The sequence below is a fragment of the Paenibacillus sp. F4 genome (genome assembly GCF_002894905.1).
Taxonomy (GTDB): domain Bacteria; phylum Bacillota; class Bacilli; order Paenibacillales; family Paenibacillaceae; genus Paenibacillus; species Paenibacillus polymyxa_B.
The window spans coordinates 137246-156727 of record NZ_POVS01000019.1 but is presented as its reverse complement, the minus strand read 5'-3'; the positions used below and the strand labels follow the sequence as shown (position 1 = coordinate 156727).

The 19482-nt window shown below is 40.6% G+C and carries 19 protein-coding genes and 1 pseudogene; 15 read left to right on the top strand and 5 right to left on the bottom strand.

Features of this window, described 5'->3' with window-relative positions; genetic code table 11:
• Positions 1 to 19 precede the first annotated feature (19 nt).
• Both C1T21_RS22650 and C1T21_RS22645 read left to right on the top strand, forming a co-directional pair.
• Positions 20 to 625: an SH3 domain-containing protein gene (locus C1T21_RS22650; protein WP_103049844.1), complete on the top strand. Its 606-nt coding sequence runs from the start codon at positions 20 to 22 to the stop codon at positions 623 to 625.
• A gap of 13 nt (positions 626 to 638) precedes the next feature.
• Positions 639 to 1370, top strand: a complete 732-nt coding sequence (locus C1T21_RS22645; RefSeq protein WP_103049843.1) for a hypothetical protein — start codon at positions 639 to 641, stop codon at positions 1368 to 1370.
• Between the two features lie 227 nt (positions 1371 to 1597).
• Here the strand turns inward: C1T21_RS22645 and C1T21_RS22640 are convergent, their stop codons facing one another.
• Both C1T21_RS22640 and C1T21_RS27475 read right to left on the bottom strand, forming a co-directional pair.
• Positions 1598 to 1795, bottom strand: coding sequence for a hypothetical protein (locus C1T21_RS22640; protein WP_053325013.1), 198 nt, complete (start codon positions 1793 to 1795; stop codon positions 1598 to 1600).
• A 104-nt stretch (positions 1796 to 1899) separates the two neighbouring features.
• Positions 1900 to 2037 carry a hypothetical protein gene (locus C1T21_RS27475; RefSeq protein ID WP_180984642.1) on the bottom strand — a complete coding sequence of 46 codons (138 nt, stop codon included), beginning with the start codon at positions 2035 to 2037 and terminating at the stop codon, positions 1900 to 1902.
• Positions 2038 to 2159: 122 nt separating this feature from the next.
• Between C1T21_RS27475 and C1T21_RS27470 the strand changes: the two genes are divergently transcribed.
• The 3 genes from C1T21_RS27470 to C1T21_RS22625 all read left to right on the top strand — a co-directional run bounded on the left by C1T21_RS27470 (position 2160) and on the right by C1T21_RS22625 (position 3338).
• Positions 2160 to 2321, top strand: a complete 162-nt coding sequence (locus C1T21_RS27470) for a hypothetical protein (RefSeq protein ID WP_180984641.1) — start codon at positions 2160 to 2162, stop codon at positions 2319 to 2321.
• Between the two features lie 93 nt (positions 2322 to 2414).
• Positions 2415 to 2633, top strand: coding sequence for a LexA family protein (locus C1T21_RS22635; RefSeq protein WP_103049842.1), 219 nt, complete (start codon positions 2415 to 2417; stop codon positions 2631 to 2633).
• 372 nt (positions 2634 to 3005) lie between these two features.
• On the top strand, positions 3006 to 3338 hold the full coding sequence (locus tag C1T21_RS22625) for a YolD-like family protein (protein ID WP_103049840.1): 333 nt from the start codon (positions 3006 to 3008) through the stop codon (positions 3336 to 3338).
• Positions 3339 to 4240: 902 nt separating this feature from the next.
• On the opposite strand, the gene C1T21_RS27465 is transcribed toward C1T21_RS22625, so the two are convergent.
• Positions 4241 to 4417: a hypothetical protein gene (locus tag C1T21_RS27465; RefSeq protein ID WP_180984640.1), complete on the bottom strand. Its 177-nt coding sequence runs from the start codon at positions 4415 to 4417 to the stop codon at positions 4241 to 4243.
• Between the two features lie 202 nt (positions 4418 to 4619).
• On the opposite strand from C1T21_RS27465, the gene C1T21_RS22620 reads away from it, so the two are divergent.
• From C1T21_RS22620 to C1T21_RS22600, 5 genes are all read left to right on the top strand, one after another.
• Positions 4620 to 4979 carry a helix-turn-helix domain-containing protein gene (locus C1T21_RS22620; RefSeq protein WP_245249152.1) on the top strand — a complete coding sequence of 120 codons (360 nt, stop codon included), beginning with the start codon at positions 4620 to 4622 and terminating at the stop codon, positions 4977 to 4979.
• Between the two features lie 73 nt (positions 4980 to 5052).
• Positions 5053 to 5205, top strand: coding sequence for a hypothetical protein (locus C1T21_RS27460; RefSeq protein WP_180984639.1), 153 nt, complete (start codon positions 5053 to 5055; stop codon positions 5203 to 5205).
• A gap of 809 nt (positions 5206 to 6014) precedes the next feature.
• Positions 6015 to 7004 carry a tRNA dihydrouridine synthase gene (locus C1T21_RS22615; protein ID WP_103049839.1) on the top strand — a complete coding sequence of 330 codons (990 nt, stop codon included), beginning with the start codon at positions 6015 to 6017 and terminating at the stop codon, positions 7002 to 7004.
• Positions 7005 to 7058: 54 nt separating this feature from the next.
• The gene (locus C1T21_RS22610; protein ID WP_103049838.1) at positions 7059 to 7628 is read left to right on the top strand and encodes an SF0329 family protein; all 570 of its coding nucleotides are present in this window, start codon (positions 7059 to 7061) and stop codon (positions 7626 to 7628) included.
• A gap of 452 nt (positions 7629 to 8080) precedes the next feature.
• The gene (locus C1T21_RS22600) at positions 8081 to 8659 is read left to right on the top strand and encodes a hypothetical protein (protein WP_025677352.1); all 579 of its coding nucleotides are present in this window, start codon (positions 8081 to 8083) and stop codon (positions 8657 to 8659) included.
• 3 nt (positions 8660 to 8662) lie between these two features.
• Here C1T21_RS22600 and C1T21_RS22595 read toward each other — a convergent pair.
• Positions 8663 to 8854, bottom strand: a pseudogene (locus C1T21_RS22595) (IS3 family transposase); the annotation flags it as partial.
• 201 nt (positions 8855 to 9055) lie between these two features.
• Here C1T21_RS22595 and C1T21_RS22590 point away from each other — a divergent pair.
• The 3 genes from C1T21_RS22590 to C1T21_RS22580 all read left to right on the top strand — a co-directional run bounded on the left by C1T21_RS22590 (position 9056) and on the right by C1T21_RS22580 (position 14859).
• Positions 9056 to 11281, top strand: coding sequence for an MrcB family domain-containing protein (locus C1T21_RS22590; protein ID WP_103049835.1), 2226 nt, complete (start codon positions 9056 to 9058; stop codon positions 11279 to 11281).
• Positions 11253 to 13664 carry a restriction endonuclease-like protein gene (locus C1T21_RS22585; protein WP_103049834.1) on the top strand — a complete coding sequence of 804 codons (2412 nt, stop codon included), beginning with the start codon at positions 11253 to 11255 and terminating at the stop codon, positions 13662 to 13664. The genes C1T21_RS22590 and C1T21_RS22585 overlap by 29 nt, the downstream gene beginning before the upstream one ends.
• Positions 13665 to 13776: 112 nt before the next feature.
• Positions 13777 to 14859, top strand: coding sequence for an endonuclease NucS domain-containing protein (locus C1T21_RS22580; protein WP_103049833.1), 1083 nt, complete (start codon positions 13777 to 13779; stop codon positions 14857 to 14859).
• 143 nt (positions 14860 to 15002) lie between these two features.
• Here C1T21_RS22580 and C1T21_RS22575 read toward each other — a convergent pair whose 3' ends face one another.
• Entirely contained in the window at positions 15003 to 15944 is a 942-nt protein-coding gene (locus C1T21_RS22575; protein WP_103049832.1) for an AraC family transcriptional regulator, read from the bottom strand.
• Between the two features lie 195 nt (positions 15945 to 16139).
• Between C1T21_RS22575 and C1T21_RS22570 the strand changes: the two genes are divergently transcribed.
• Both C1T21_RS22570 and gnpA read left to right on the top strand, forming a co-directional pair.
• Positions 16140 to 17159 carry a glycoside hydrolase family 88/105 protein gene (locus C1T21_RS22570; RefSeq protein ID WP_103049831.1) on the top strand — a complete coding sequence of 340 codons (1020 nt, stop codon included), beginning with the start codon at positions 16140 to 16142 and terminating at the stop codon, positions 17157 to 17159.
• Between the two features lie 12 nt (positions 17160 to 17171).
• Positions 17172 to 19346: a 1,3-beta-galactosyl-N-acetylhexosamine phosphorylase gene (gene gnpA / locus C1T21_RS22565; RefSeq protein ID WP_103049830.1), complete on the top strand. Its 2175-nt coding sequence runs from the start codon at positions 17172 to 17174 to the stop codon at positions 19344 to 19346.
• Positions 19347 to 19482 lie beyond the last annotated feature (136 nt).

Below are 19482 nucleotides of genomic sequence, written 5' to 3'. Positions count from 1 at the left end.
TAGGAGGTGTTGGGTTTTTATGTTAAAATCATTAGTGAGATCTTTATCCTTTTCTATTGCTCTGATTATTTTTGTTGTATTACTACAGACACCAGCAATAACAAATGCAGAACTTGCTCGGGAACCGAAAACAAGTGTATATGATGTGAAAATCGGTGGATTAAATGTTAGAACGGGACCAGGTTTTGCTTATCCCGTAATAGCTCAAGTATCATATGGGGAGGATATTGTGAATTACTGCCCAGCAACTCAAAATAGCTGTGCATCTGTATCAGGTAATGGACAGGAATGGAAGCGAAACTACTATCCTGATTCCAATATTGGTTATTATTCAAACGCGGCCCTTGGGTATATGGCCTGGTATATTACAGCCGAACAAGGAAATTGGAATTATTACTATACCGATGGAGCATGGGTATCGCGCACAAGTACCATTTACAGGGATGCATGTCCAAATTTGAGTGGTAGCAGTGGCATTACTGTAAGCAAAGGGCAGTACCTTAATGCATATTATAAAGATTATGAATTGTATGCTACGGAATGTAATCCAAATGCCTGGCGGATTCACGATAAAGATGCTAATACGGATGGCTATGTTAATGGGTGGAATTTGAAAGCAGAATAAGGAGGTCAAGAGGATGAAAAAGAAAATTTTAATTAGTGTCCTTACTGTTCCATTGATTGTGGTTGCTACTGCAAGCTACTTATATTTAAACACATATACAGTTGTTAGCGCACAAAGCGAGACAATTGCAGCTGCTGAAAAATCCACTAGCAGTAAAGTAGAGTATATTAAAATAACTGTCTCTAATAGCACATATTCTGATCTTTCTTACTCAATTCGTATTCGTGATCGGAAAAATTTAAGTGAGGTCACTGAAGAATATGTGGGAGGAGTTCTGCAAAATAAAATTATAGTTTCTGAAGAGGGAAGACGAGTCACTTCTATAGGGAGGGATCATGTAACGGGGAAACTTGTAGGGAACACCTGGACATTGCCCGTTAACTTGGCTAATGAAAATAAGAAAATTTTAAATATCTCTCTCATGGAAGAACAGAAAAAAGAAATGAAAGAACAAAATTGGGTGAAATCTGTGCGTCTACAATCTAATGACGCATCACTTCAAGAGGTTGTAGCAGAAACGAATCTTAAAAAAGAGACGGTAACCATTGATACTAAAACAGGGCTCCCGGTAAAGAGAGAGGTCTTTGTGAAAGATAAAGAGGGGAATTGGACAGAAGACTCCGTTAGGGTCGAGGAATACAAATATTTAGACTCCATGCCAATGAACTTGCAAAAAATGAATGATGAAGTGGAGATCAAAGAAATTACTGCTCCAATTAAAGAAGATAAATTATTAAAAGGGTAATCCGAACAGTATAAGAACAAAAAGTGAACAACAATAGTAAGAGGAAAAAGTAGCACATTAAAAAGCTCTGCTAACCTTAATTGGTCGGCAGAGCTTGTTTGTTATTTGAAGTAATTGCGGACATTCAGTAATAGCGCGGCGAGGCTTATTACCAGGCCAGATATAGATATGGTCCATAAGATTTCATCATACATAGAGTTACCTCCTATAGAGGGGCATATAGCCCCTTATTGATAATTGTTAGCAGCCTCCAGTTCTTGCATTTTTGAATTTACCGAGTTGTGAAACATGATGTGCCAGTTACTATTCTTAAATTCTTTGTAATCTTTCGCCGCTCCTACCTTTTCAATTGGATGGCCCAACTCCTTCATTGCGCTTTCTAGCAAAATTACATTCTGCTTTGTTGCTCTGTACTTTTTAAACATTATCATTACCTCCCTACGTAAGGCCGCCGCCAATTGTGTATGTCAATCCGTTATGTTAAGATTGGGTGGAGATGGCGCTATACTAGCCGCCACCTCGGGTACTTTTAACGTTTACGCTGCCCGCGTCGTTTAGGTACCTTTTTCTTTTGCTTGCTCTCTTTAAACACTTTGACCAAACCGATAATTGCAGTTATCAGGTTTGTGAGTGCTGTGGAGAGCAAGACCCAATCTATAGCTCTCAATGTGTATCACCTCCTTACATTCTCTATTTTACAGCATTTAAAATGCTTTGTAAATAGCTTTTTTGAGTGTTGCTAAAATATTTTAAATGCTGTAAAATGTGCGTAATTAGGAGTGTGATTTTATGGCGGGAAGACCACCGAAAAAGGATAAGAAAGTCAGAGAGGCTATTTATTTTGAGCCTGATCTACTTGAATGGTTACAGGAGAAAGCCGAAAAGCAAAAATGCACTGTAAGTGTTATAGTCAACCAGATGGTGGAAAAAGCGAAAGAGCAAGAGGAATAATAATTAGTCCTCATTGCTCTTTTTTGTTTACATTGATAAGAACGTTTGTTCGTTATATAATGAGTTCATCCAAACATCAAGGGGTGACATCCGATGAAATTGACATCAAAAGAACTGAGAGCCTTGAGTTATATTGAACAATTTATCGAGGTAAGTAAATATCCGCCAACGGTTCGAGAACTACAAATAGGGCTGGGGCTAGCATCTACATCAACAGCATACGGGTACATGGAGCGCCTACAAAAGAAGGGCTATATTGAACGTGGTGAAAATATGCCGCGTGCACTTAAGGTGTTGCCTTATGCTCACTGATCGGGAACGGAAATTACTCCGCATACTTTATAACTACTCAGCCGGTCGGCGGCGTTTGCCAACCATGAAAGAGTTGGAGATAAAGACAGGTAGGCATACAGAGGACATAAAGGCGGGGCTGCTTGCCTTGGAACAAGACAACTATATTGCATGGGATAACAAGAGCGATACCCGCCACATCATGATAATAGAGGGCTGGGATCGCGCTCAAAAGATCGTTACACCTCCTGGCTCTGCTAATAGGTACTATACGGAATATTAAGCCTCGGATTAATCTGAGGTTTATTTTTTTGTGTACTGGAAAACATATCCCTTGTAAGGAACAAGTGTTCGGAATATAATTTCTACATAACACATCAGGAGGCTACATAAATGTCTAAAAAATTAGAAGGTAACGGGTTATGGGAAAGCAGCCGGATTATCATACCAGAACATAAAGAGGCTTATCTGAAGCTCATGCAGGATCGCCAGCGGCGCGGCAAACCTGAGTTGGACGACCAGGAGGTACAATTGATTGAGCAGGCTCTAATAGAGTCTTACAACTCACGTCAGCCTGTCAGCGTGACCGTATTCAGCCCGTTTGATGATACGGTTATGACTGGTGTAGTTACGTCGATTAACACCGCAAGACGCGAAGTAAAACTGTTTCGTGGTGAGGATGATTTTAGTTGGATTAAGCTAGAGGATATTATATTGGCAGGCTAAAACTAAAGTCCTAGTCTTGTTTTTTTTGAAAAATTGGAATTTATGTTGTTGTTGCTTAACTGTGATAATTTAATTTATTGCAGGATTCTGTATTTAAATGTTAAAGTCTTAACTTATATCGAGGTAGGGGAATGAGTAACGTGAACGAGATTACGGAGGATAAAAGGCTTTTAAAAGCAGAATAACGAGGAATACTTAATATTGCTGATAGAAATTAAGTTGTGCAGTTTTAGAAGATGGAACACGTATCATGTCAACTGGTGCGGTATTTAGAGCTTTTAATAGAACTAAGATGGGAAGACTCAAAAACGATGTTAGAGTAACTGATGTGCCTAATTTGTCCAGTTTTATTGACGCAAATAATCTTGTCCCTTCATTAATGTAAATTAAAGAAGTGTTTAAACCCTGTTGTATACATAAACAAAAGTAAAATCGCACAAGGATATCGAGCAGAGATAATTCCACTTATGTAATGCTTACTTGGAGGCAAGAGACGTCGGCGTATTAACTAAGCAACAAGAGGCACTGGCTATAATGAGTGACATTTTGGTTCGAGGTTTGGCGAAAGTTGGAATAGTTGCTTTGGTTGTATGAGGCGACTGGTTACCAAGATGTCAGAGAAAGAGATGAATTGCAACGTATTCTTAAAGCATACATTAGTGAAGAATTACTACCATGGACGAAGATGTTTTCAGATGAGTTTATTTAAGAAGAAATATGGCGGACAACAAGAATTTGGCTTTGAAGATAACGATTAATTCTTCCAATACACTAGAAAGCAATATGATCATTCTGAGGACCCTAAATTTTCCTAAATAATCGGGCCAGATGAATCTAAGATCCTTAGAAAGTTATTCTATTAAAGGCTCTTCCACATATTATTGGAATGAGCTTTTATTCTTTCATAAATGTTTATTCCTGAGCATAATCCCCTCTTTCTCAACGAAAGCGTGTTCTACACCTATTTCTAGTGTCAGTACCAGAGCCTTACACTTTGCTATGATACTTGGAAATTTACCTGGATCATCTCCTATAACGGTTCCGTTCTTGTCTATAACTTTTTCTGATACAATCTTCATAGAATCCTCCTCTAAACTTATTTAAGATACTCTTATTGTATGTACCTTTATCCATAAAAATAGGGGGAGATTCAAATGCATATTAGTCAGTTTCCGCAAGATGTACAGGATTTCATCCACGAACTTTGTGCAAGGGCGATTTTAAGAGCTATACGTAATGGAACATTTGTTTGTGATGTATCTTCTAAAAAGGAGAGATAGCATGAGGAATAAAAGGGATTTTTTCGAAAAACTTTTAAAGGACATTGACCAATACATACAGGAAGAAGTTGAAATACACTACAGAGAAAAGATATTAAATGATAGTGAACATGAAATGTCGGCTGTGGCCAAAGAAAGAAAAACATTAAGATCACTACCAGATGTACTTACTGCTAATGATATCGCTAAATATATGAGCATTTCAAGAAGTACCGTATATGAACTATTCAGAATTAATGAGGATTACGGTGGTATTCCTAATTTTTCAGTGGGTAACAGTAGAAGAGCCATGAAAAGCGACTTTTTAGATTGGATTGAAAAACGTAAACAAGAACATAGAGATAGTTATAGTAAAGAATAGATTATTCAGCCGCTTTTTGTGCCGTACTAAGATTTTTTTGTTCAAATAAAAATATTGATCTGGAGGGATACAAGTGGAAGCAGGAACGAAGAAGATTGAAATCAAGATAGTCAAACTCAAAAGCCATGGTATACTGGAAAAAATCCAACACCCTGAAGAGTGTTGGATTTTTAAGTCTGGGGATGTTATACAGGAATACGGAGAATTGGATCTTCTATATGTTTAGATGAGTTATCAATTTGATGGCTAGGAACTTTTATGTTATGCAGAAGGCCAATACATTTTAAGGAATGTCGAGTAGTAGAAGATGAAATCAAATATCACTATTTTGAATTGGATGAAGATTGACAATTACATGAAAAACAAAAGATTTTCCTGGAACAAAATTAGGGGATAAGAGGCTAATTCGTTTTTTACGAGTGCTGTGAATTTGATGTGAAAAACGATGTTAATTGCTATTATTTTAGTTTAAAAGACAATAATAAAGAAACGCAAACTTTGATTTTATGCGGTTGTATACCACTATAACAGAAAAGAAAAAAAGGAGGTCGTCCCCCGCATACGGTTCATGTGGAGTGTTGTTCACTATTGGTCAGAAAAGACTAATAGTTGAGGTGTATTGGCGTTTGAAAAAGGTAAAAATCAAAATGAAAATTTTGGGTATTCATGTGTAGAAATTGACGAAAAGGGTCAAGGATATTATTCCTCGGCTCTTTTTTTAAGCCATCCGCTTGGGAACGGCGTAAGCTGGGGAAAGTTATGCGGTGCAGTATTTCTATGAACTGCGGCGCAGTACGTTATAGAAGATGGCAAGGGAGGGGCGGCGCTCTTCCTTTTTTTGCGAGTCTTTTGGGGAGTATGCTCCTCTATTGAGTATGATATACTCATTTAGATGTCTATGCTTAACATATACTGCCGTTTGAACTACGTTGCTTAAGCATGTTATATGTGAAGAAGAAGCAAGGACATGAACAGGTTAGCCTTACCATTTTGGGACCAAAGATTTGTCCTGGTATTTATAGAGGAGTTTTTGATATGACGAATAATTTTTGGCGTGATTTGCCACGACCTTTTTTTATACTGGCACCGATGGAAGATGTGACGGATGTTGTGTTTCGCCATGTCGTAAGTGAAGCAGCCAGACCGGATGTGTTTTTTACGGAGTTTGCGAATACAGAGAGTTATTGTCACCCGGAGGGGAACAAAAGTGTACGCGGGCGTTTGACTTTTACAGAGGATGAACAGCCCATGGTGGCCCATATCTGGGGAGATAAGCCGGAATATTTCCGTGAAATGAGCATCGGTATGGCGAAAGAAGGCTTCAAAGGCATCGATATTAATATGGGTTGTCCCGTAGCGAATGTAGCCGAGAATGGGAAGGGAAGCGGCCTGATCTGCCGTCCCGAAATCGCAGCAGATATCATTCAGGCCGCCAAAGCCGGGGGACTGCCCGTCAGTGTAAAAACAAGGCTCGGTTTCACTACCGTAGACGAATGGCGCGACTGGTTGACCCATATTTTGAAACAAGACATTGTGAATTTGTCCATTCATCTGCGGACAAGAGAGGAAATGAGCAAAGTAGACGCCCACTGGGAACTGATTCCGGAGATTAAGAAACTTCGTGATGAGGTGGCACCAGATACACTGTTGACCATTAACGGAGATATTCCGGACCGTCAGACCGGCTTGAAGCTCGCTGAGCAATATGGAGTGGATGGCATTATGATTGGGCGTGGTATTTTCCAGAATCCATTTGCGTTTGAGAAGGAGCCGAAGGAACACAGCAGTGAAGAATTGCTTGAACTGCTGCGGCTTCATCTAGATCTCCATGATCATTATTCAGCGCAGGAGCCACGTTCATTCAGCCCTCTCGCCCGCTTCTTCAAAATATATGTCCGTGGATTCCGAGGGGCAAGTGAACTCAGAAACAGCTTAATGAACGCCAAATCAACAAGTGAAGTGCGTACATTGCTTGATGAGTTTGGAAGCAAGGAGCATGATGAGGTAGAGGAACGTGGAAATTAAATTGCCAAGTTGGGGGACGGGCTGTTAGTAGGCATTGAAAACATAGGAGGATATATGTCCTGGAGTAAATTGAAGCAACAACTGGAGAGCTTCCGCTGTCCTGCGTTAGACGGAAGGGTCGAATACCGAGCGACCAGTTACCGTTATTTACCTGATAAATCTGGAATTTGTTATATAACTGTAGACAAGAAGAACATACTCAATATGAATGATATCACTAGTCCAATCAAATGGTATCAGACGGAGTTGGAAATCAAGAATGATCCAGATATCCAAGTTCCTATCAGCAATGAAGAAATTGAAGCGATCAGAAAAGATACTAATGGGAATGTTCCGGAGGATCGTCTACAAGTAATTGCAAGAGGTAGAAAAATATCAGAGCATGCAAAGGAGCTTTTGTCAGCACAGGCCTCATTAAGCAAGTCTAATTTTAATGTTGTAGCTAATAAGTTTTTAACTACTTCTATAGAGGAAAGCTTAGAGAGTAATGATATCTTATTGAATATTCTAGCTTTAGTGGACAGACGAGTTGGAAAAAAGAGAATTTTAAACATGACCGAGAAGATGAAGTTAAAGCATCCGATTGTGCAGTATTTTTATGAACTACGACGTAGTACGTTATGAAAAAATTAACTTTCATTGAAAAGTATTCTTTAGCCAAAACCGGATTCTCCCTGAAAATAAAGGTAGTATGATAAGAGGTTACCGTAATATTGGACAATAATGGTTATTTCTAAACTAATAATTGAATTGAAAACGATTAAAAACTCTTCATTATCCTTTAGGCAGTATGTTAAGTTGTTTTTAGAAAATTATATACAAATTAAAAAGGAAGGGAAATATAAAGAACACAACGGAAACGATAACCAGATGAATGAATTATTAAGTTTATTCTTACCTTATTATTAAATACCAAGATAATCATTAATAATAATTGATAAGATACCAAGGATTCCTTAGAAGGAGTCCTTTTTAAATTTCATCAAAGTTAATGATTTTCAGTCCCTTAAAATGATATTATTTACGCATAGGCTAATAATCCTATCAATTTTAATGTAGTGTGCGGGAGAAAACAAATGAATGCAAATTTCGGAGAAGAATTGGTGTATTGGTATCTTAGATTAAATGGCTTCTTTCTTATTAATAATTTTGTTTTACATCAAAATAGTGAGGGAAGGACATCCGACGCAGATTTGTTAGCTGTTCGATTACCATATGTATATGAAGAAACAGGCGGTAGGTTAGAGGATTGGGATCCGTTGTTACTTTCTTACTTCGAGCCAGGGAAAACAATAGGGATTATTTGCGAAGTAAAAACAGGTCTCAACTTTAACACCAATAAAATTTTTCAAGATTATAATGTGAATAAGTCTGTCCAAAGAATTGGATTTACGAGTAACGAGTTAGATTACCAAGAAATTTTTGATAACTCTATGGTTAGTTTTGGAGATTATCAGATAGCCAAGCTGCTAGTAACAAGAAAACTTGATAATCCCAAAAGTGATTGCTTACATATCAAAATGGTTCACATTAGAAGTTTCCTACGGGAAAGGATGCATAAATATATGGACCGGAAGTTGGGAGACCGTATGTTTTTTTCTTCTTCATTACTTCAATATTTAATATGGGATGAAAGTTTAAAAATGAATCGGTGAGATTCAAAAAGTGGTTTCTCTGAGTACAAAGACGACGTTTATTTGCGTCAAATAGCCTAAAGTTCCATGAATACGATGCTTATTGTACCAGTTGACGTAATCGTATAATTCCAATTCTGAATGACGAAGGCTCGGAAAGCTCATCTGGTTCACAAACTCCGTTTTAATGATCTTATAGGTGGCTACAGCCACGGCTTTGGGGTTGTAGTAACTTCCCAAGATGCTGAATACGAAAGATGTTTCAAAGGATATGCATAAAAGGAATGGTCTTGCTTTTTAGTTTCTTTTTTAATCTGGAATTTAAAGTTTTCCCTATCATGCCGATAAAGAAAGGATAAAGTTACTTTTTCACGAATTATGTCTAATATAGCCAATGCACATTCTTGGAGGAATACCATGTTACCTAACGAACTTTCAAACATTTTCCGAAGTAAACAAAAGTCCTATAAGATGGTTCTTGTTTTGTCCCTCATCGACGAATATGAAGAGAACCACAATCTAGTATTTCCGCTCAACAAAATTGCTGAGCGTTTTTTGACTTATTACCGACATCATAGCAGTGCAGAGAATCCAGTGGATGCCCCGCCGCAGAGAGAAGCTTCAAGCTGGAATGATTATACGTTAGCCCAGACGAAGACACTGCTTAAAACACCGATAAATGCGTTATCATCGATACTTGAATTCAACAACGATCAGCAAGCCATTACTTTTAAGTCATCCATTACGAATGAGCTTAATGACAAAGTAATTCAGGAATTAAAAGAATATGCGCTAAATGAGTTAGACAGCTACAATAATCAACTGACATCTAACGAGATAGGAGCCGCCTTTTCACTGCAAAATACTCTAACTGAAATTTTAAATAGTTACCTACACGCCAAAACACAAACTTTTGCGAGTCATCCCTTAGGTGTGCTGTTTCGACAAACTATACCGGAACAACTAAGGAAGCTGCCCTTTATTGATGATAACTATAAAATCCAAGGCTCTATTGGTCAGGGCAACTGGGCTAACATACCCTGGATTGCTATCATGGATAAGCGAATTACAGGAACAACACAGCAAGGCCAGTATATCGTTTATTTATTTTCAGAGGATATGAGGAATGTTTATCTAACTTTAGCCCAAGGGGTGACCCTTCCTATCAAGGAATGGGGCAGGAAAGAGGCCTACCAATATTTCGAGCAAAAGGTCACCGAAATGCGAGATCAGCTTCCGCTTGAAAGCATGCAAAAGGATGATAACATCCAACTGACAACAAGCGGTTTAGGACGGGATTATCAAGTATCCACGGTGGCTTATATGCGTTATGATCAGGGCTCTATTCCGAATGATGAGCAATTATTGGCTGATTTAGAAAATGTAATGAATAACTATAAGCTTTACGTGGACAGCCTGACACAAGAGCCAGTAGAAGAGAATGAGCCTACTTTCGAATATGAGGAGCTAGGGCCATTGGATCCATTAACGGTATCGCCGCGAGTTGAGCAAATCAAAGCCTTTATCGAGCAAAGAGGATTTCATTACCCGACGGGGCTAATTGAGAACCTGTATTTATCTCTGAAGACTAAACCATTCGTCATTCTAGCTGGAGTATCGGGTACAGGCAAAACGAAGCTTGTTAAGCTATTCGCTGAGGCACTTGGTGCGATTGGAAGTAACCATCAATTCACGTTGATTCCAGTAAGGCCGGATTGGAGTGATCCGTCCGATCTTTTGGGCTACAAAGATTTATCAGGAGCTTTTCGTCCGGGCCGTTTAGCGGAAGTGTTGGTGGATGCTTCACAGCCAGAAAACCAACATAAGCCTTATTTTATATGTCTGGATGAGATGAATTTGGCTAGGGTGGAGTATTATTTTAGTGATTTGCTGAGTATCATCGAAACCCAAGAATGGAATAACAATCGAATTGTGACTTCACCGTTAATTAACCAAGATTCCTTAAGGTCAGAGGATCAGTCGATCTATGGGGATCTATATTTGCCAGATAACGTGTATTTGATTGGAACAGTCAATATGGATGAGACTACGCATCCTTTTAGCAAAAAGGTGTTAGATCGTGCCAATACGATTGAATTTAACTACATCAATTTACAGCAGTATCCAAACGATCATCGGGCAGAGCAACAAGAAGTGATAGTGGCCGAAAATCAATTTTTACGCAGCGAGTATTTACAGTTAGTGGACGTGTACAGGGATTATAGTGATTTGGTACATAAAACGACAGAGAAGCTCGTGAAGATCAACCATATCCTAGAAGAGATTCATGCCCAGGTCGGATTTCGGATTAGGGACTCCATTTGTTTTTATATGGTATATAATCAACGGTTTCAATTACTTACTGAGGATGAGGCGTTTGATTTGCAGCTTCTTCAGAAAATACTTCCGCGTGTCCAGGGTAGTAGTTTATCTGTGAAACGGGTGTTACTGCAATTGATGCAAGGAGCGCTAGGGAAGTCTTTAGTAGTAAATGATCTTATTGAAGATGCTTCAGGCCTCTACCAGAAATGGAGCTCCAGTCAAGGAGAAGAAGATGCGAGGCATCCTCAAACTGGTAGAAAAATTGCCTTCATGTTACGGAGGTTGGAGGAAGATGGATTTACCTCATATTGGCTCTCTTAGTCAGAGCGTTGAGCTTCTTCGTGTCGAGACGAATCTGTTTAATTTATATATTCAAGGCAAGCCGTTTCATCCGACCGTGGAGTTTTTGCAGCTTCACCGCACCGAGGAAGGGAAGTGGGTGGATACCTCACTGCAGGTGTCTACTCTGTCCACGGTTCTATCTATTGAAAAGGTATCTGTATTTACTCCTCAATTAGGCGAATTGTCACCATGGCAAACAGGTGACCCAAGCTACCCGATCTTTTTCGAGACGCAGTCTTATGAGCTAATTATTGAGAAAAAGCAGGATATAGCGTTAACCTTTCACCATGAGAATGTAAACTTACGTCAAGCGATTAAGCCCCTCGGTAAAACGATTTTATCCGGTATTCTGAACTTTCAAAATGAAGTCGGACTATCCGTTTTGGAGCTAAGATGGAATGGGCAGCCGATTTGTCAGCTTCAGCTCGAGATATTTCCAGCAAAGATGGATTACAAAAATGATTACCAAATGATCCTGAAAGATGTGAACCAGCAGATTTATAATCTATCCTTTGACTTTTTACGAAAAACCTACAATCTGACGGGTCTAAAAGAGACACGTAATCAAAGTCTAACTGAGTTTTTTACCATCCTTCAGCATGTGTTCGACCAGCTTGTTCAAGCTGTGGAGCGGATTAAGGCTTCTCCGCATACTAAGCTAGTGAAAGAGGAGCGAATTGTAGAAGCTGCCCGAGCGAAGAAGGTGGGCAAAGAGAACGTTCCTTTTATAACTAAACGTCCCCATCTGTTAGTGTCGGATGAGAGGCTTGGCTTTGTACCGTTAAACAACCAAGGCTATTACCCAAGTCATGTATTGGAGACGAAACGGCAAATTAGCTACAACACGATGGAGAATCGCTTTGTACGTTGGGGGCTGCTCCGTATTTCGAGCAAGTTGAAGGATATAAAAGCACGATTGATGAAAAAGGGTCGCTTACAAGATCCCTTGCTAGCGAAGCGGTTGGAATTTATGCAAACACAAATAAAGCGTCTATTGAACCTGGATTTTCTAAAGGTTGGCGAAATGAAGCAATTGTCGATCTCTTTGGTATTACAAATGGCACCGGGGTATCGGGAAGTGTACCGGAATTATTTGATGCTTATGAAGGGTTTGTCCATTCAAAATGACCTCTTCCGTATTTCCATGAAGGACTTAGCACAGCTATATGAATATTGGTGTTTTCTTAAAATCCATGATCTTCTTAGCCGGAAGTATGAGCTTCTCACCCAAGATATGATTAAGGTTGATCGCAGGGGCTTGTTTGTAACCCTGGATAGAACACAGAAGGCCAAGATGGTATATCGAAACCCGGCCAATGGGGAGGTATTCACCCTTTACTACAACACATTACCTAAAGGCGATCATAGCGAAACACTGGGGCAACAGCCGGACAATGTTCTTACACTGAAGAAAAATGAAGCTGCGGTGGAATATAAGTATATTTTTGATGCCAAATATCGCTTGAATCCTGGGTATGAGGGAACGTCGTATTTCAGAAATTACAGGATGCCTGGTCCCGAGGAAGATGACATCAACACGATGCATCGCTATCGGGATGCTATAGTGTACACCGATGCACATAGCTGGGATTTGGAACGAAGCATGTTCGGTGCTTATGTGTTGTTCCCATATCATGATGAGGAACGGTTTCAAGAACATAAATTTTACAAAAGTATTGAGTTAATTAATGTTGGGGCATTTCCATTTTTACCGAACTCAACAAAGCTGATGGAAGCTTTCTTGGATGAGATTATCATGGATAGTCCTGAGAAAGCCTATGAGCGTTCTACCCGGCCGCGGGGGACGAAGAGTTATTATCAGAACAAAATGAGCGGCAAAAATATTATGGTTGGTTCGTTGCGGGAAAAGGCGCAGTTAGATTTAGCATTAAAGTACGAGTTTTACCATATACCATTGGAGAATATCTCTGATCACAAATTATTAACACAGATAAAATATGTTGCTCTTTATCAGTCACGAAGTCAGTTTTTATCCACAGGCGAAACCGGGATTCATTGGTATGGGAAAGTGGTTGACTGGAAGGTAATGCGGCGTAAAGAAATCACCGAACGTCCTTACAGGCGAGGTACGGAAGATAAGCTATATGTGAAATTTACGGTGGAGAAATGGATGAAGAGGGACAAGCCGATTGTATCTGGGGGGAGAGGGATTTATACGGTGTTGTACACGTCGAAGTATATGTTTGACCGTGCAGCGGAGATTGCTGAACTCAAATTGGAAACAGAAGATGACCTGGTGCAGTGGCGCGAGCAGAGACGTTTAGGTACAGTTAAAGTGGATTTGAATCATGAGCAGGTAGACTTGGCTAGTAAGGTGTTGGGGGTCAGGCTTAAGGAGTGAGGAAGCATGAATTCTTTCTATCCAGATGCTGAGAAAAAGAAAAACATGGATTACTAGGATGTAGGATGTTTTAAGAATTATCTTTAGACTAGTAAACAAGGAGAGAACTGGAATGCCGATCGAACTAGGAATTTGGAAGATTAATGGAGCTGTCGAGAAAATTCACTTTTCTAGTATGGAGACCGAACGTAAGCTCGAAGATGTTATCACACATGATATTAGCATCATCGATCCTTCGTTATTGTTAATTGGGAGACAGATCAATACAGCCTTTGGTAAATTCATTGATATCCTTGCAATGAACTCGGAAGGGAATCTAGTCATTATCGAATTAAAACGTAATAAAACGCCACGAGAAGTAGTTGCACAGACGCTGGATTATGCCTCGTGGGTTCAACAGTTGAACTATACGGATATCATTGAGATCTATAGTGAGAGAAATCCGGGAAAGCAATTGGAACAAGATTTTGTAGACTATTTTCAAACCGACCTACCTGAAACTTTGAACGAACTCCATCAATTGATTATCGTGTCAGCAGAACTGGATCCAGCAACAGAACGAATCATTAACTACTTAACGAACTTCGGTGTCCCGATTAATGCACTCTTTTTTCATTATTTTAAAGACGGAGATAATGAATATCTGGCCAGAAACTGGCTCATTGATCCCAACAAAGTTGAGGTTAAAACATCTAATGTGACGACGAATAAAACAGGAAAGGCTCCATGGAACGGGAAAGATTTTTATATCTCTTTGGGAGACGGTGATTATCGGAACTGGGAGGATTGCAGACGATACGGTTTTATTTCGGCTGGCCAAGGAAAATGGTACAGCAGATCGCTGAATCTTCTGAAGCCAGGTGCTAGGATTTTTGCATGTATTCCTAAGGTGGGGTATGTTGGTGTCGGAATCGTGCAAGAGGAAGTAGTACCCATCAAGGAGTTTCAAGTGATGGTAAATGGAGTAAATATACCACTGCTTGATGCTGATATACATGTAAGAATGGATACAGATGTCGATGACCCCGATTTATGCGAATACGTTGTACGAGTGGAATGGGTCAAGACTGTTTCTAAACAGGAGGCGATCTGGGAGAAAGGGATGTTTGCGAATCAGAATTCTGCCTGTAAATTGAGAAACCAGTTTACGATTGAACGCCTTACGGAGCATTTTCGACTGGAGGAAGAGAACTGATAATAAATATGTCTCTTTCATTAAAAATGAAATTGATTGGTTATCATTATTCAAGGGTCTTTCCTGGTTGCCGCAATGTCCTACGTCACCCACTATGATATTTGGCGGGAAGTGGACGATCTGCTGGATTCCGTTTGGTAAAATTAGACCCACCCCGTAAACTCCAGTATAGACGCTTTCGCAGATTGCGCTTCGGATTGTGCCCCTTTACGCCATTCTTTTGGCGGCTTTCCCATAAGCCTGGAGAAGCAGCGGTTGAAGCTGGAAATGGAGTGAAAACCGACTTGTTCGGAGATCGAAAGAATAGAATCCTCCGTGCTTTTTAACTGCTTGCAAGCCTCTTCGATTCGGGTGCTGTTTAGGAAATCGAGAGGCGACGTCCCCATAATTTCATGGAATTTTCTTCGGAAATGAGTTGTACTTAAATGGCACAGATCGGCCAAAAAATCCATGGTAATGGGGTTCATATAGTTTTTCGTGATGTACTCCAGAACCGGAGAAATGACAAAATCGCTTTTCAGGCTATGCTCTGTTTCTTGATCTGCCAACAGTTCATTCCTGGAATGAATTCTAAGGAGTTCTATGTAAAGGGATAGCAATAAGCCGTAGGCACTTTCCTGATAGTAAGGATTCTGCTGTTTTAATTCCTCTACGATTGAAGTCGCAAGTGTATAAACCTTGGGATGTTGCTCCTTATTCAATATACAGTTCATTCCCTTCACCACCCACAAATTCGGCTCGAAGTTGCTGTAAGCACTTTTAAATGAATGTTGAAAGAGGTCCTCTGGCGAAAAAAAGATATAAGACCAAAGACTGGATGTATTTGGCGAACTATACGTGGTATGAGGAAGATACCTGGGGATGAAGGTCACATCGCCCGCTTTAAAGGGTACAGATTCTCCTTTGATCTCCATGATGCCGCTATCTGAATAGCATATACCAATCTCCAAATGGTTATGGAAATGGAGATGCTCACTTTTAATATCTGAAATCTTCCAACGCTCACCGCTTAATAGCAAGACAGGGAAATTTATAGGCAAGCTGTAGTGCCGATATTCTATAACGGGCTTCTTTTTTCTGGGCATATTCAATACCCCCATGACTTTGATTTTAACCAGCAGATATACATAAATGATTGGAATTGCGCAGTTTTGTTGCGAAAATGCTTAGATGGAGACTATTTTACTGCGTACAATGGAGTAAGTAAAGCGTTTTCAAAATGGCGACAAACAGCTCTCAAGCGCCTTTGGGGGCGTGTGCGCTAGGAGAGGAGAATAAAGATGCTTCAATTGAATTGTGACAAGGAAGAGATATTAAAAGTTATCGACAAAGTCGTCAGAAAAACAATGGCGATGGATTTGACGTGGGATTGGCCCTGCGGTGTGGCTTATTATGGTGTATCCAGAGCCTATACCAAAACAGGAAATAAAGAGTATTTGAATATGCTTGTGCAATGGGCAGATGGATATATCGAGCTGGGGCTGCCGCATTGGACGGTAAACACATGTGCTATGGGCCATATGCTGATCACATTGTATGAAGAAACAGGGGACCAGAAATATTGGGATATTGTGATGAGCAAGGTGGATTATATTCGAAACCATGCTCTCAGGTTCGGAGACAATGTTCTGCAGCATACGGTATCCGTTGCTAATGATTTTCCAGAACAGGCATGGGCGGATACGTTGTTTATGGCGGCATTTTTTCTGTTGCGTGTAGGAACCAAATTAAAGGATGAGGAAATGATCCAGGACGCCTTAAACCAATATTACTGGCATATCAAATACCTGCAAGACCCTAGTAGCGGTTTCTGGTACCATGGCTACAATAATGTCAAGCAAGACCATATGTCCGGATTTTTCTGGGGGAGAGCGAATGCTTGGGGAGCATATACCATGTCGCAAGTTAAAATTCATTTGAAAGACTGGTATTTATATCCGCAGTGCATGGACGTGGAGTGTTCGCTTCGGGATCAACTGGCGGCACTGAAGGGGGTTCAAACGGAGAACGGCCTGTGGCGGACGGTACTGGATGACGAGGAGTCCTACGAGGAAGTGTCTGCATCTTGCGGCATCGCGGCGGCCATGATCAATAACGGCAATCCGCTGCATACCAAATACGTGCAAAAGGCATTGGAGGGCATCTTGAACCATATTAGCGAGGACGGACGGGTACTAGGTGTGTCGGGCGGCACAGCGGTTATGAAAGATCGGGATGGGTATCGGAATATTCCAAAAGACTGGATTCAGGGCTGGGGTCAAGGCCTGGCATTGGCCTTTCTGTCTGATATGTTGAATTAGGAGGGAACCAAGTTGTCCAAACAAACTACGGGGGCCTTTACACTACCGGGAGAATCCGGTTATGAGGCGCTGACCCTGAAATTAGCTGAACGGTGGGGTGCCGATGTCATCCGTGATAGTGACGGCACGCAATTGTCCGATGAGATTATTAACGCTGGGTACGGCATATATTCGACAATCTGTATCATCAGAGATCATAATGAGTGGGCGTCCCACCATCTGGATAAGCTGCAGCAGTGTTTTTTAATTACAAATCCGAAGGTAGCTGTACAAGATTATGTATCCATCTATCTGATGGAGGATTTTTTTGCTGAACAATTCAAAGTGAATGATTCCAAAGAGGCGTTTAACTATTGGCAAGTTTTTGACAGAACGACCGGGGAGGAAGTTCCAAGAGAACAGTGGAATTATGAAAGGGAATCCGGAAATGTGGTCATTACCGGAATTGTTCCTTGGCATAAATACACGGTAAGCTTTATGGCCTACCGGATCTGGGAAGAGATTTCCATGTACAATCACACAACGAATCATTGGGACAAAGAGCATTTGATGCAGATTGATCCCATCTATGCAGAAACGCAAAATTATCTGCTGGATTGGATGGAAGATTGGTGTCTCCATCATCAGGAAACCACGGTTGTTCGGTTTACCTCCTTATTTTATAATTTCGCCTGGATCTGGGGCAGTAATGAGCGCAATCGCCATCTGTTCTCTGACTGGGGTTCATACGATTTTACGGTAAGTTCAAGAGCGCTTGATCTGTTTGCCAAGAAATACGGGTATTCGATGACTGCCGAGGATTTTGTGAATGGTGGGAAATACCGCGTCAGTCATATCCCGGCTGAGCAGCGCAAGCTGGATTGGATGGCATTTATCAATGATTTTGTAATCGAATTTGGCAAGAAATTAATTGACATTGTGCATAGGCACGACAAGCTGGCCTATGTTTTCTATGATGACAGTTGGGTTGGCATGGAGCCTTACAATGACCGTTTTCAAGAGTTTGGATTTGACGGGTTGATTAAATGTGTGTTCTCAGGTTACGAGGCGAGGCTTTGTTCAGGTGTAAAAGTGAATACGCATGAGATTCGGCTGCATCCATACTTATTTCCAGTTGGTTTAGGCGGGCTTCCTACCTTTATGGAAGGGGGAAACCCCACGCTGGATGCCAAAAAGTATTGGATTAATATCCGGCGCGCCTTGCTGCGGGAGCCTATTGACCGGATTGGATTGGGCGGATATTTGCACCTTGTAGAGCCTTACCCGGATTTTTGCGATTACATCGAAAAGATTGCCAATGAATTCAGAGAAATTAAGGAACTGCACCATGAAGGCAAGCCCTATCATATTAAGACGAAGGTAGCTATTCTGCATAGCTGGGGAAAATTGAGATCGTGGACATTGTCCGGACATTTCCATGAAACGTATATGCATGATTTGATTCATGTCAATGAGGCTTTATCCGGATTGCCGATTGAAGTGAAATTCATTGATTTTGAAGATATCCGTCAGGGAATTCTACAGGATTGTGATGTAGTGATCAATGCCGGCTCTGCTGGTTCAGCATGGAGTGGTGGGGAGTACTGGAATGACAACAAGTGTGTGGACTTACTGACCAAATGGGTTTATGAGGGTGGTACCTTTATTGGCATCAACCAGCCTTCTGCGGTTGAAGGCCACGACAGCTTTTTCAGAATGGCACATGTTCTCGGTGTGGATGAGGATACAGGCTCCAGAGTAGGTCATGGAAGATGGGTATACGAGGTTAGGGATGAGCATGGTTTGGTGCCTGAAGGAGCCAGTATAACGCCAAAGAATAGCATTTATCTTACGGATGGGTCAGCTGCGGTAGTGGAGGAAACGAGTGGTATGATAACACTGTCTACTCATGCCTTCGGTAAAGGAAAGGGGATATACCTTCCTTCTTTCGAATTCAGCTGGGAGAACACAAGATTACTGCTGAATTTGATTCGCTTTGCAGGCAATGAGTTACATGAAACGAAGTACATTACAGATAACCTATATACAGAGTGTGCTTATTATCCAGAAAGTAAAATATTGGTTGTTATTAACAATAGCGATCAACTTCAAAGAACGACGATTGATACGGAATATGGCAAACAAACCATGGAATTAGATCCGTATGACACCATGATCACCCATATCGGCTTAACAAAATCGGTATAGGAACGGAAAATTTGAGAAGTAGCGGTATCAAGCCCTCCTTTATTTTAAGGAAGGGCTTTTTGTTTCAGCACCTCCAGAAAATCAAGCCAATTTACCGGGGATTTTGTCCATTCAAAAGTATCTACTCCATCATTAA

What these genes read in the sequence shown, in the direction of transcription:
- C1T21_RS22590 (WP_103049835.1), top strand. Translation starts at nt 9,056, where the DNA reads ATGTTACCTAACGAACTTTCAAACATTTTCCGAAGTAAACAAAAGTCC.
- C1T21_RS22645 (WP_103049843.1), top strand. Translation starts at nt 639, where the DNA reads ATGAAAAAGAAAATTTTAATTAGTGTCCTTACTGTTCCATTGATTGTG.
- C1T21_RS22615 (WP_103049839.1), top strand. Translation starts at nt 6,015, where the DNA reads ATGACGAATAATTTTTGGCGTGATTTGCCACGACCTTTTTTTATACTG.
- C1T21_RS22610 (WP_103049838.1), top strand. Translation starts at nt 7,059, where the DNA reads ATGTCCTGGAGTAAATTGAAGCAACAACTGGAGAGCTTCCGCTGTCCT.
- C1T21_RS22620 (WP_245249152.1), top strand. Translation starts at nt 4,620, where the DNA reads ATGAGGAATAAAAGGGATTTTTTCGAAAAACTTTTAAAGGACATTGAC.
- C1T21_RS27470 (WP_180984641.1), top strand. Translation starts at nt 2,160, where the DNA reads ATGGCGGGAAGACCACCGAAAAAGGATAAGAAAGTCAGAGAGGCTATT.
- C1T21_RS22570 (WP_103049831.1), top strand. Translation starts at nt 16,140, where the DNA reads ATGCTTCAATTGAATTGTGACAAGGAAGAGATATTAAAAGTTATCGAC.
- C1T21_RS22635 (WP_103049842.1), top strand. Translation starts at nt 2,415, where the DNA reads ATGAAATTGACATCAAAAGAACTGAGAGCCTTGAGTTATATTGAACAA.
- C1T21_RS22580 (WP_103049833.1), top strand. Translation starts at nt 13,777, where the DNA reads ATGCCGATCGAACTAGGAATTTGGAAGATTAATGGAGCTGTCGAGAAA.
- C1T21_RS22600 (WP_025677352.1), top strand. Translation starts at nt 8,081, where the DNA reads ATGAATGCAAATTTCGGAGAAGAATTGGTGTATTGGTATCTTAGATTA.
- C1T21_RS22575 (WP_103049832.1), bottom strand. Translation starts at nt 15,944, where the DNA reads ATGCCCAGAAAAAAGAAGCCCGTTATAGAATATCGGCACTACAGCTTG.
- C1T21_RS22625 (WP_103049840.1), top strand. Translation starts at nt 3,006, where the DNA reads ATGTCTAAAAAATTAGAAGGTAACGGGTTATGGGAAAGCAGCCGGATT.
- C1T21_RS27465 (WP_180984640.1), bottom strand. Translation starts at nt 4,417, where the DNA reads ATGAAGATTGTATCAGAAAAAGTTATAGACAAGAACGGAACCGTTATA.
- C1T21_RS22650 (WP_103049844.1), top strand. Translation starts at nt 20, where the DNA reads ATGTTAAAATCATTAGTGAGATCTTTATCCTTTTCTATTGCTCTGATT.
- C1T21_RS22640 (WP_053325013.1), bottom strand. Translation starts at nt 1,795, where the DNA reads ATGTTTAAAAAGTACAGAGCAACAAAGCAGAATGTAATTTTGCTAGAA.
- C1T21_RS22585 (WP_103049834.1), top strand. Translation starts at nt 11,253, where the DNA reads ATGGATTTACCTCATATTGGCTCTCTTAGTCAGAGCGTTGAGCTTCTT.